Here is a 12,212-nt window from a genome sequence, read left to right on the forward strand (position 1 = left end):
CCATATTTTGATTGCATGTTAGCCTTGTGTTTAAAGTCTTATAAATGATGACGTATCAACATTCACATTGAAGAACCTCAAACTATGAGTCAAACAAGCAGACCCGTGCTGGGTCAGATCGGTGACTATGAAATCCGTCTGCTCAAGCTGTTCAAGACGGTCGTGGAGTGCGGCGGGTTTTCCGCTGCGGAAACCGAGCTCAATATCAGCCGTTCCACCATCAGCGTCCATATGGCCAACCTGGAAAACCGGCTCAAGCTGAAGCTGTGTCGACGCGGCCGCTCCGGTTTCGCGCTCACCGACGACGGGGTGGTGATCTACGAATCGGCCAAGCGGCTGTTCGCCCGGCTGGAGGAGTTCCGCTACACCGTCAACGAATTGCATGAACAGCTCAGCGGTGAACTGAAAATCGTGTCCAGCGATAATATCTGGCTGGAAGACGAATTCCCCATGGCGGATATCTTCGCCTCCCTGGGGGAACTGGCGCCGGATGTGAATGTGAGTGTCGACGTGGCCCATATGGGCGAAATCGAGCGCCGGGTGCTGAGCGAAGACGCCGACATCGGCTTTATCCACTACCACAGGGATCTGGAAGGGCTGGATTATCATCACCTGTACCAGGTGCATTGTTTCCTATATTGCAGCGATCGCCACCCCCTGTTCAAGGAAAACGATCCCGACGCCCTCCTCGCCAGGTTGGGTGATTACAAGTTTATCCACCCGGGCATCTATACCAACCCGGAGGCCAGCGCCCAGGTACAAGGTTTCAACATCGCCGGTCGGGCCTACCACTACGAGCCCAGGGCGGCACTGATCCTGTCCGGGCAATATATCGGTTTCCTGCCGGAAAGCTTCGCCCGCCGCTGGGTGGAGAGCGGCCGCATGAAAGCCCTGCTGCCCGAGCACAAGAACCATTACCTGGGCATTTCCGCCATCACCCGCAGCCACGGCCGCCAGAGCCGGCTGAAGGAGTTGTTTCTGCAGCTACTGACCGCCCATTTCACCCACAGCTGAATTTTTACTTTTCTCAGGCGTGCCGGCATGCTTCTTTTTTATGGGGCACCGGCGTGACTCACTTCACAGAACAGCAAACTAATCCTCTCTATTTTTTCACCATTTTGGTTCTTATCTCTGTGCTATCGTAGTTCTACCACTTTTTGTTTGATTAGCTTCAAAGTGAACATGGATCATTCCGTATTTAATCCGCGCCGGCCCTGTCGCAGACTGGCCTTCCCTCGAGGGGAACCCGTAACTAAAAACTTACCTTGAGCCCGACTCAAGGACATGGAACTTTAACAACCAAGGGACTAAATTATGACTCGCTCTTCCCTATGGAGCTCCGCCCGCACCAAAATCGCCGCTTCCCTGATCGCCGTCGCCGGCATGGGCACCACCCTGGACACCCTGGCCGCCGAGGTCAACTGGCGCTTTACCAACCTGTATTCCCGCGGTACCGCCTTCGGTGATGTCTACCAGTCCTTTGCCGACAAGATCGAAGCCGACTCCAAGGGCCGCATGAAGATCACCATGCTCTACGCCGGTGAAGGGGTCGACACCAACGGCCTGATCAGCGCCACCAAGTCCGGACTGCTCGATATGGCCGCCCCCTTCCAGCCGATGCACGCGGGTGAAATTCCCTTCGGTGTGGTCGAGGTGGGCCTGCCCGGCTCTAACGGCAGCCTGGAAGAGCTGAATGCCCTGTTCCATGACAAAGGCTGGGGAGAAGTGCTGACCGAGGCCTATGACCGCCACGGCCTGGTGTGGCTGGATCCCTATTTTCAGCCCGGTGTCTACGTCATCACCAAGAAGAAGATCGACTCCATCGAGGACTTCAAAGGCCTGAAGATCCGCGCCCCCGGCGCCTACGGCCGCTTCTTCCGCGAACTGGGCGCCTCTCCGGTCAACCTGGCCTGGGGTGAGACCTACACTGGCCTAGCCACCGGCGTCATCGATGGCACCATCGGCTCTAACCTGATCGACCACCGCGACGGCAACTTCGCCGAAGTGGCCAAGTACATGTACCCGCTGCCGGTATCCAGCGCCCAGGCCCTGCCCGTGCTGGTCAACAAGAATGCCTGGAACAAGCTGCCCGACGAGCTGAAACAGGTAGTCCGTGACGCCGCCACCTGGCACGCCCAAGAGCAGGCCGAAAAATCCGCCCTGTGGGAGCAGGAAGCGGTGGCCGACATGGAGAAAATCGGCATGGTATGGAGCCCCGCCGCTTCCGACGCCGACCAGGCCAAGTGGCGTGAAGCCGCCGAAGCGGTCTGGGAGCACTACGGTAAAACCGACAAGTACAGTGCACGCCTGGTCGAGCTGCTCAAGTAAGCCCATCCTCCACTGCCCCGCCGAAATGCGGGGCAGCTTAGTTTGTCAACCCACGGAAGCATGATGAAAAAGCTACTTTGTTTATGGTGCAAAGGGATAGGACTGCTGGTGTCCACCGTCAGCCACACCATAGCCCTGGCCTTGCCCCTGCTGGCGGGAACCGTCGCTTTTGAGGTGTTTTCCCGTTATGTGCTCAACAGTCCCACGCTCTGGGCCTATGACGTGTCCCTCTTCCTGTTCGGCTATATCGGTGCCCTCTGCGGTGCCCATGCCCAGCTGAAAAAATCACACATCAATGTGGATATCGTCTACCTGGCCGTATCACAACGGATGAAAAACCTGTTCGACCTGCTGGCCAACACCCTGGGCGGCTTCTTTCTCTGGGTGATCGCCAGCAAAAGCTGGGAAAAGGCATTGGAAGCCATCGACTTCGGCTATACCCGCCAGTCCGAATGGGCACCTTCGGTCGGCCATTTCTGGGTGATGGTGACGGCCGCCGCCATCCTGTTTCTGCTGCAACTGTCCGGCGATATGCTGAAAGACACCTGGCACCTGTTCACCGGCGAGCCACTGATTTCCGAGGATGAGCAAGAATGAGTATTGAGTTGTTGACCGGCCTGCTGCTGCTGGGCGTGCTGATTTCCTTTATGCTGGGCGCCCAGGTGGGCTTGGCCCTGGGCGGCGTTGCCATGCTGATTGGCTATTTTGTCTGGGGCGAAGGTATCTTCAATATCGTGCCCACCACCATAGAAAGCACCCTGTTCAGCTTCGTGCTGCTGGCCATTCCACTGTATATCTACATGGGCCAGTTACTGACCCGTTCCGGTATCGGCGATGCCATGTTCAAGGCCAGCCAGTTGCTGATCGGTCGTATCCGTGGCTCACTGGCAATCAGCGTGATCGGCGTCTGCTCCATGATCGGCGCCATGGTCGGCATCATCGGCGCCGGTATCATGACCTCGGGCAGCATCGCCCTGCGGCCCATGCTGGAGCGCGGCTATGATAAAAAACTGGCGCTCGGGGTGATCATGGCCGGGGGCGGCCTGGGGATACTGATCCCCCCCAGCATCCCCATGATATTGTACAGCTCTACCACCCAGACCTCCGTCGGCCGCATGTTTATTGCCGCCCTGATCCCTGCGCTGATCTCCATTACCGTATTTGTGCTGTACATCATCGTTTCGTGCAAGCTCAATCCCAAGCGGGCCCCGCTCGGCCATGCTCAGGATATTCCCAACTCGCCGAAGGAGCGCTTCAATACCCTGCGTGACGGCATCATGGCCCTGCTGCTGATCGTCGCCGTACTGGGCAGCATCATCAGCGGTATCGCCACCCCGACCGAATCGGGAGCCATCGGCGTGGTCGGCGCCCTGCTGCTGGCTCTTATCTACAAGCGCTTCAAACTCAGCATGCTCAAAAGCTCGGGGGCAGAAACCGCGCTGTTGGTAAGCGTGGCCATCTGGATCGTGTTGGGTGCGTCCGTGTTCAGCAACTTTCATCTATTGATGGGCGTGCAGGGCATGGTCGCCGACTTCGCCGCCGGCCTGGATCTGCCGCCCATCATGATCATCCTGATGATGCAGGTGATCATGTTGCTGCTCGGCTTTATCATCGATGAGATGATCATAGTGCTGATCTGCGCCCCCCTGTTCACACCCATTGCGGTGAGCCTGGGTTACGATCCCATCTGGTTCGGCATCCTGATGATCCTCAACATCGAGATCGCGGTACAGACGCCGCCCTATGGCTTTGCGCTGTTCTACCTGAAAGGCATAGCGCCTCCGGGCGTGACCATGATGGATATCTACAAGTCGGTGCTGCCGTTTGTCATGCTCAAACTGGGCATCCTGATCCTGTGCATGCTGGTACCGGAGATTGTGACCTGGCTGCCGAACAAACTGATGGGATAAGAAACCATGTTTTCACACATATTGTTACCCCTGGATTTCGAGCACCAGGAACTGTACCCCAGGGTGATGGAAGCAGCCCTCAAGCTGTGCCATCCAGAAGGCAAGATCGACCTGCTCTATGTCAACGCGGCGCGCATCCATCATGCGGCGGCGCCGCTGCTATCCAATGACCTGCTCGATAACCTGGACGCCGCCATGAAACAGCAACTGCAGGACTTTATGAGCAAGGAGATCCCCATCGCCCGGCAGGGCCGGCTATGGCTGAAACGCGGCGTGGTGTACGACACCATACTGGCTCACGCCAAACGTCAGCAGACCGATCTGATCATCATGCCCGCCTCCCGTCCCGGGGCGGAAACCTACCTGCTGGGCTCAAACTCATCCCGGGTGGTCAGGCACGCGGACTGTTCGGTCCTGGTGATCCGTTAGCGTCTGACCGATAACCGCACCTGCAGTTGCTTCGATAGCGGGCAGCTGCAGGCCCATTTGCCCACTTCCCCACTGAAAACCTCAGCGCGGCTGGCGCCACAGCTGCTCCATGGTCAATGCCAGCAGGGTGCCCACCAGCAGGCCGTTACCCAGCAGATACTGCGCCAGCCCGGGCAGGTGTCGATACAACCCGGCCGGCAGAAACATGCAGCCCACGCCCAGCAACAGCGACACGCCAATGATGGTGCTGGCGCGGTTATCCAGCGGCTGTTTGGTCAACAGCGTAAACGCCAGGCTGACCAGTTTGACGAAGGTCGCCAACAGGGCGGCATTGGCCACCGGCGCCGGCAATAACGCCAGCAGACCGACCAGTGCCGGGAACAGCGAGATCAACGCCAGCAGCACGCACGCCAGCATAAAGGGCCCCCGTCGCTGATCGCCGGTCAACTGGACAAAACCGGCGGTTACCGGCAAGGGCACCACGGCAATGGTCGAACCGACGCCGGCCAGGAAATGACTGACACCCGACACCCAGCTGCTGCGGTTGATCACCTGGGCGGTATCGGCCTGGCGCTCGCCGACCACGGTACTCATCGCCGAAATGGCGGCAATCTGGTTGGAAAACAGTAACAATGAAAACAGTCCAGCCACGATCAGCATGCCGCTGTCCAGCTCGGGCACTCCCCATATGAAGGGCGTGGGAATATGCAGCCCGCCCGCCAGCTGCTCAGGTGCCGGTGCCATCAGCTCGAACAGATAGAACCCTGCCCAGCCGGCGACGATGCCGACCAGCACAGCGTAGGTCCTCAGCAGGGAGTAACGGCTGAATGAACACAGCAATACCCCGAGAAACACCAGCAGGGCCACCAGCAGCACGCCGCCCGACATCAGCCCGCTGCGGGGATCGGTCACCATGCCCCGCATAAAGACGCCGGCCAGCTGAATGACCAGCAACAGGATGAAACAGCCCGTCACCAGCGGGGTAAACAGAAACAACAGCCTGTGCACCTGCCGGACCAGGCCGAGCACCAGCATGATCACCCCGGCGACCAGCACGCCCCCTTCCAGTAACTGCAGGGTCATACCGGCACTGTATCCCTGGGACGCCCCCAGCTGCGCCATGACCACGAACACGATGGCCCAGGAGCCGGCCGGGCCATCGGCAATCGGATAACGGTGCCCGAGCCAGGCCTGCAGCAACGAGCTCAGGCCGACCACCAGCAGGGTGCGCTGCATCAGGCCGGCGATTTCCGCGCCTGTCATGCCGAAGGCCTGCCCCAGTACGATCGGCAGGGCCAGTGCATTGGCCAGCAGAAAGATGAACCACTGGCTGACGCTCAGCCCCCATCCCAAATGAGCCTTCATTGCATATCCTTTGTTGAATATCAGAAGTGAGTGTGATCACCGAACCCGACAATACAGCAGCCGGCACCGCATGCCGGTTCACTTGGAGTGGATCGTGAATGAGTAACCGCCATGCAAGACCCTGCACAGGGTGTCATACCGAAGCAACCCTATTGGGTTCGATAGGGCCACCGCACGTCACAGGGAGTGGCGTTAAACACATGGCCCAAATTATCGGTAATGATAATAATGCAAATTGTTAGAAATGTATCCATAGATATTTAACATTGGTTTAATTCCGAAAGGCAAAACCCCTGGGCTGGTTCGAAAATGCGCCTGCATTTTCGACACTTTTACCCTCTATGGTAATCTCCGGAAACTACTCCGCCGGATACTTCGCCAGCTGGCGGTCGGTATCCGGCGGAGCCCCGTACATGGCTCTACGCAAGTATGGGTACAGCTATTTCCTTTTTAATAAAATAAAATCAGAAACTTAACGGGCGTCGTTTTCCTTGGTCAGCAACTTGCCGTCGAGGGCTTCCAGGATCGAACAATGTTCGGCACTTTCCATGCCGCCGCCGCAGGCATCGGACAACTGTTTCAGCGAGTGGCGGAACTGCTCCAGCTCAGCAATTTTTTCCTCCACCTGCTGCAACTTGCCGTCGGCCACCGCCTTGACCTCCATGCAGTGTGCCTCGGTCTTACCGACCCGCAGCGACAGCAGCTCTTCTATGTCTTTCAGGGAAAAGCCCACCCGCTTGCAGCGTAGAATAAAATGCAGTCGGCGCTTGTCATCCTCCGTGTACAGGCGATACCCGGACGGGCTGCGCAGGCCGGGCGCAAACAGGCCTTCCTTTTCATAGAAACGCAGGGTATCGGCCTTAACGCCAAAGTGTTTAGCCAGCTCACCAATCCGATACATAAGGGCCTCCCTCAGGTGCCTTGCTTAGATATTAAACTTCTTGACACCAAGACAAATAGTCAAACAAGCAGCCGCAGAATGCTGTATAATACGCCGCCTCCGTTCTGGTGCTCCAGGCGGTTTGGTAAAGTCCGCGGCCGTGTCGCCGCGGACTTTACCAAACCCCCCTATTGTTGACCGTTAAAGGAACGAGATCCCATGGAAACAGCTCGACCCATTCGCCGTGCTCTGCTGAGCGTGTCCGACAAACAAGGCATCCTCGAGTTCGCTCAGGCACTGCATGCCCGCGGCGTGGAACTGCTGTCCACCGGCGGTACCGCCCGGCTGTTGGCCGAGCAAGGCCTGCCCGTCACCGAAGTATCCGATTATACCGGATTTCCCGAGATGATGGACGGCCGGGTCAAGACCCTACATCCCAAGGTACACGGCGGCATCCTGGGTCGTCGCGGCAAGGATGATGCGATTATGGCCGAGCACGGTATCCAGCCCATCGACATGGTGGTGGTCAACCTGTATCCGTTCGCCAATACCGTTGCCAACCCCGACTGCACCCTCGAAGATGCCATAGAGAATATCGATATCGGCGGGCCGACCATGGTGCGCGCCGCAGCCAAAAACCACAATGATGTCGCCATCGTGGTGAACAGCGGCGACTATCCCAAGCTGCTGGCGGAGCTGGATGCCAACAACGGCAGCCTGACCCAGGCCACCCGTTTCAGCCTGGCCATCGCCGCATTCGAACATACCGCCCAGTATGACGGCATGATCGCAAACTATTTCGGTACTATGGTGCCCGCCTATTGCGAGAGCCCCGCCGATTCCAAATTCCCGCGCACCATCAACTATCAGTTCACCAAGAAGCAGGATCTGCGCTACGGCGAAAACAGCCACCAGAGCGCCGCCTTCTACGTGGAAAACCGGATTGATGAAGCCTCTGTCGCCACCGCGCGCCAGCTGCAGGGCAAGGAGCTGTCTTACAACAATATCGCCGACACCGACGCCGCCCTGGAATGCGTCAAGGAATTCGATGCGCCGGCCTGTGTGATCGTCAAGCACGCCAACCCCTGCGGTGTGGCCCTGGGCGGCGATATCCTGGAGGCCTACGACCGCGCCTACCAGACCGATCCGACCTCGGCCTTCGGCGGCATCATCGCCTTCAACCGCGAGCTGGATGAAGCCACCGCCCGCGCCATCATCGAGCGCCAGTTTGTGGAAGTGATCATCGCCCCGAGCATCTCCGACGCCGCCAAGGCAGCCGTGGCCGACAAGAAGAACGTGCGCCTGCTGGAATGCGGCCAGTGGCAGCAAGCCACCCAGGGCCTGGATATCAAGCGGGTCAACGGCGGTATCCTGGTACAGGACAGAGACCAGGGCATGGTCGGCCAGGATGACCTGAAAGTGGTCAGCAAGCGTCAACCCACCGAAGATGAACTGAAAGACCTGCTGTTCTGCTGGAAAGTGGCCAAATATGTCAAATCCAACGCCATCGTCTACGCTAAAGACGGCCAGACCATAGGTGTCGGAGCCGGCCAGATGAGCCGGGTTTACTCCGCCAAGATCGCCGGCATCAAGGCCGCCGATGAAGGCCTGACCGTGGCCGGTTCGGTGATGGCATCCGATGCCTTCTTCCCGTTCCGCGACGGTATCGACGCGGCCGCGGCCGCCGGCATCAGTTGCGTGATCCAGCCCGGCGGCTCCATGCGTGACGAAGAAGTGATCCAGGCGGCCGACGAGCACGGCATGGCCATGGTCTTCACCGGCATGCGTCATTTCCGTCACTGATAAGAGTGAGCGTCCGCAGGCCGACAGGCAACGCAGACGCATGGAGGTGACGGAAGGTTCAGCTAAAGCCGACCGTCGGCGCCAAGGATGGCGCCTCCAAGCCCCCAGGGATGGGTTTACGGCGAGTCGGCGTGGCGGACCTTCCGGTGCCTTGCCCCCTCTTGGACAGATATCGCTTTAACATCTTAAGGAACAGACCATGAAGGTATTGGTTATCGGCGGCGGCGGTCGCGAACATGCACTGGCCTGGAAAGCCGCCCAGTCACCCAAGGTAGCCCAGGTGTTTGTGGCTCCGGGCAACGCCGGCACCGAGCTGGAATCCAACCTCACCAATGTGGCCATTGCCGCCACCGACATCCACGATCTGCTGGACTTTGCCAAACAAGAGCAGATCGGCCTGACCATAGTGGGTCCCGAAGCCCCGCTGGTGGCCGGTGTGGTCGATGCCTTCGAGGCCGAAGGCCTGACCATCTTTGGCCCGAGCAAGGCCGCCGCCCAGCTGGAAGGCTCCAAGGCCTTTACCAAGGACTTCCTTGCCCGGCAGCAGATCCCCACCGCCGACTACCGGAACTTTACCCAGGTCGAGCCGGCGGTGGCGTATCTGCGCGAGAAGGGCGCCCCCATCGTGGTCAAGGCCGATGGCCTGGCCGCCGGTAAAGGGGTCATCGTCGCCATGACCCTGGAGGAAGCGGAAGCGGCGGTGCGCGACATGCTGGCCGGCAATGCCTTTGGCGACGCCGGCAGCCGGGTAGTGATCGAGGAGTTCCTCGACGGTGAAGAAGCTTCCTTCATCGTAATGGTCGACGGCGAACATGTGCTGGCCATGGCCACCAGCCAGGACCACAAGCGGGTCGGCGACGGTGACACCGGCCCCAACACCGGCGGCATGGGAGCCTACAGCCCGGCCCCTGTGGTCACCCCCGAGGTGCATCAGCGCATCATGGAGCAGGTGATCATGCCGACCGTGCAAGGCATGGCGGAAGAAGGCCATGTGTACAAGGGCTTCCTCTATGCCGGGCTGATGATCAGCCCCGAAGGTCAGCCCAAAGTGATCGAGTTCAACTGCCGCTTCGGCGATCCGGAAACCCAACCGATCATGCTGCGCCTGCAGTCCGATCTGGTCGAGCTCTGCCTGGCCGGCTGCAACGGCACTCTGGACAAGGTGACCGCCGATTTCGACTCACGCGCCAGCGTAGGCGTGGTATTGGCGGCGGGTGGTTATCCCGGCCACTACCGACAGGGCGACCCGATCACCGGTATTCCCGCCGAAACTGATGAAGCCAAGGTGTTCCATGCCGGCAGCAAGTTCAAGGACGGCGAGCTGCTGACCTCCGGCGGGCGGGTGCTGTGCGCCACCGCCTTGGGCAATACAGTGACCGAAGCGCAGCAAAATGCCTACGCAGTGACCCGCCAGATCAACTGGGATGGGGTCTTCTATCGCAACGATATCGCCTACCGCGCCATCGAACGCGAACAGCAGAAATAACAGCTATCAGCGATAAACTATCAGGAAAAAAGAGGGGCCGATCATGGCCCCTCTTTACTTTTAAGCTTTAGACGTCTCTTGGTCACAAATCTTTGCATCCCCACGCAGAGCATAGGAACAAGAAATCAGCTGCTGGCGATTAAGGCTGACGATATCTAATCCTGAAGGAGGACACAGGGATCTGCTCAACCGACCATACGCGCCAGGGCCGAAAATTGCTCCTGCATTGTCGGCATTCCCGCCATCCATGGCGCTCAGAGGCGCAGAAGGCCGGCTTAAAAGCCAACCAATCCCGTTAACTGACCGGCATTAGCCTTCCGGCCGCTTTTTTTATAACCATTCCCTGAGCTGTAGACAGGGCCCCTCCGACAGCCAGCCGCTCTGCTCCGGTGTTTGCTCAACGCTGGTGGTCAGCACCAGCCGCTCTGCTTCCGCCACCGCCAGCCAGCGCGCCTTATCCAGCGGCCATTCCCTGTTGCGGCTGCTGGGCTTGCCCAACAGCCGCCAGTTGCCGTCCCTGCCCTGGGCCCACAACGCCATCGGCTGCTCGGCCCAATGCTCACCTTCGATCCCCAGACGAACCACCCCGGGTTTAAGTCGGGTGACATTGACCACCCACTGGACCGGCTCCGTCGACCCATTTAACGCCGCAATGTAATGAGGGCCGGGCGGCAATGCCGGTGACTGCCACAGCCAGACGGTGACGGTCAGCAACAGGCTGGCCGCCAGGGCAAACAACGAACGCCACAGCCGCAGCTGAGCCTGCTGGCTCGGCCCCCACAGCCTCTGCTCTATGCCCGACCAGAGCGCGGCGGCAGGCTGTACCGCCGAGCCCTCGGCCAAGGGATGCAGTCGTTCCTGCCATTGCCGTACGGCCAGCGCCAGGGCGGGAACCCGCCGGCTCAATACCTGGCAGCGCCGGCGTACCCTGAACGTCTGCACCCCCAGCACATAACGTTGGGCCAGGTGCGCCACGATTGACGGATGTTGATATCTTAACGGCACAGACATGTTTTTAACCTCTCCAGTCCCCGTCTCAGCCAGGATTTCACCGTGCCCAACGGTGTCCTCAGGTGGCTGCTGACCTCTTCATGGGTCAAACCATGGCGATAGCATAGCTCCAGCGCCTGCCGGCTTTCGCCGCTCAGCTGCGCCAGGCAGTGCTGCAACCTAGGGTGTTGCGATGGCAGAGCCATCTCCTCTTCCGGCTCCGGCTCGATGACCTGCTGCAACAATGCCCGCCGACGCCCCTGCTGGCGCAGCTGATCCAACGCCAAATGCCGGAACAGGCTGAACAGCCAGGCTTCCGCCGATCCCTGGCCGGGATCGAACAGTTCCGCCTTATGCCAGAGCCGGACAAAGCCTTCCTGCAGCAGATCCTCCGCCTGGGCCCGGTTTTGCGTCAACCGCAGCAAGACCCCCAGCAGGGCCGGCGCCTGGACCCGGTACAGCTGCTCCAGCGCGACTTTTTCCCCTCGACCAATCGCGACCAGTAACTCGGTGATGTTTGCTCCACTCACGTTTTTATCTGCCATTTTTATAAAAAACGCCCGAACCCCGAAAAAAGATGCATCCATGTGCGACCGTCATGCGTATTTATCCTGAACCCTACACTTCAAGGAAAGGAACAGATGATGAAAAAAGCATTACTCGGTTTAACCCTGACTTTCAGCCTGCACGCCCTGGCGGCCCCGGTACAGGTGGCCAACAGCCAGGATGGCGACATCCTCACCAATGAAGCGGGTATGAGCTTATATGTGTTTGATAAGGATGCCCAGGGAATGAGTAACTGTAACGATCAGTGCGCCGTCAACTGGCCGCCCCTGGCCGCCGGTGCCGATGACCAAGCCGAAGGCGATTATGGCATCGTGACCCGGGCCGATGGCAGCCGGCAATGGAGCTACCAGGGCCAGCCGCTGTACTTGTGGGTGAAGGACCAGGCAGCCGGCGATACCACGGGGGACGGCGTTAAAGAGGTCTGGCACCTGGCCCGTCCGTAAAGATAAAGAGC

General features: G+C 59.3%; 12 protein-coding genes. 8 read left to right on the forward strand and 4 right to left on the reverse strand.

The window, feature by feature from the left end; translation table 11 throughout:
* Positions 1-84: 84 nt before the first annotated feature.
* The 5 genes from ABD806_RS09460 to ABD806_RS09480 all read left to right on the forward strand — a co-directional run bounded on the left by ABD806_RS09460 (position 85) and on the right by ABD806_RS09480 (position 4,667).
* Positions 85-1,014, forward strand: a complete 930-nt coding sequence (locus ABD806_RS09460; protein WP_344957248.1) for a LysR family transcriptional regulator — start codon at positions 85-87, stop codon at positions 1,012-1,014.
* 300 nt (positions 1,015-1,314) lie between these two features.
* Positions 1,315-2,328, forward strand: a complete 1,014-nt coding sequence (locus ABD806_RS09465) for a TRAP transporter substrate-binding protein (protein WP_344957250.1) — start codon at positions 1,315-1,317, stop codon at positions 2,326-2,328.
* Positions 2,329-2,391: 63 nt separating this feature from the next.
* A complete protein-coding gene (locus tag ABD806_RS09470; protein WP_344957252.1) occupies positions 2,392-2,925 on the forward strand; it encodes a TRAP transporter small permease subunit in 534 nt (177 codons plus the stop codon).
* Positions 2,922-4,238 (forward strand): TRAP transporter large permease, encoded by a 1,317-nt coding sequence (locus tag ABD806_RS09475; RefSeq protein ID WP_344957254.1) that lies wholly within the window; start codon positions 2,922-2,924, stop codon positions 4,236-4,238. The genes ABD806_RS09470 and ABD806_RS09475 overlap by 4 nt, the downstream gene beginning before the upstream one ends.
* A 6-nt stretch (positions 4,239-4,244) precedes the next feature.
* Entirely contained in the window at positions 4,245-4,667 is a 423-nt protein-coding gene (locus ABD806_RS09480) for a universal stress protein (protein WP_344957256.1), read from the forward strand.
* Positions 4,668-4,748: 81 nt separating this feature from the next.
* Here ABD806_RS09480 and ABD806_RS09485 read toward each other — a convergent pair whose 3' ends face one another.
* Both ABD806_RS09485 and zntR read right to left on the reverse strand, forming a co-directional pair.
* A complete protein-coding gene (locus ABD806_RS09485; RefSeq protein WP_344957258.1) occupies positions 4,749-6,032 on the reverse strand; it encodes a purine/pyrimidine permease in 1,284 nt (427 codons plus the stop codon).
* Between the two features lie 472 nt (positions 6,033-6,504).
* Positions 6,505-6,933, reverse strand: coding sequence for a Zn(2+)-responsive transcriptional regulator (gene zntR, locus ABD806_RS09490; RefSeq protein ID WP_344957260.1), 429 nt, complete (start codon positions 6,931-6,933; stop codon positions 6,505-6,507).
* 198 nt (positions 6,934-7,131) lie between these two features.
* Between zntR and purH the strand changes: the two genes are divergently transcribed.
* Both purH and purD read left to right on the forward strand, forming a co-directional pair.
* On the forward strand, positions 7,132-8,715 hold the full coding sequence (purH, locus tag ABD806_RS09495) for a bifunctional phosphoribosylaminoimidazolecarboxamide formyltransferase/IMP cyclohydrolase (protein WP_344957262.1): 1,584 nt from the start codon (positions 7,132-7,134) through the stop codon (positions 8,713-8,715).
* A 199-nt stretch (positions 8,716-8,914) separates the two neighbouring features.
* On the forward strand, positions 8,915-10,201 hold the full coding sequence (gene purD, locus ABD806_RS09500) for a phosphoribosylamine--glycine ligase (RefSeq protein WP_344957264.1): 1,287 nt from the start codon (positions 8,915-8,917) through the stop codon (positions 10,199-10,201).
* 330 nt (positions 10,202-10,531) lie between these two features.
* Here the strand turns inward: purD and ABD806_RS09505 are convergent, their stop codons facing one another.
* Both ABD806_RS09505 and ABD806_RS09510 read right to left on the reverse strand, forming a co-directional pair.
* Positions 10,532-11,212, reverse strand: coding sequence for a hypothetical protein (locus ABD806_RS09505; RefSeq protein WP_344957266.1), 681 nt, complete (start codon positions 11,210-11,212; stop codon positions 10,532-10,534).
* A complete protein-coding gene (locus ABD806_RS09510; RefSeq protein WP_344957268.1) occupies positions 11,197-11,721 on the reverse strand; it encodes an RNA polymerase sigma factor in 525 nt (174 codons plus the stop codon). Before ABD806_RS09510 ends, ABD806_RS09505 begins: the two co-directional genes overlap by 16 nt.
* A gap of 114 nt (positions 11,722-11,835) precedes the next feature.
* On the opposite strand from ABD806_RS09510, the gene ABD806_RS09515 reads away from it, so the two are divergent.
* A complete protein-coding gene (locus ABD806_RS09515) occupies positions 11,836-12,201 on the forward strand; it encodes a COG4315 family predicted lipoprotein (protein ID WP_344957270.1) in 366 nt (121 codons plus the stop codon).
* Positions 12,202-12,212: the final 11 nt, after the last annotated feature.

The organism is Zobellella aerophila, from assembly GCF_039539325.1.
Taxonomy (GTDB): Bacteria; Pseudomonadota; Gammaproteobacteria; order Enterobacterales; family Aeromonadaceae; genus Oceanimonas; species Oceanimonas aerophila.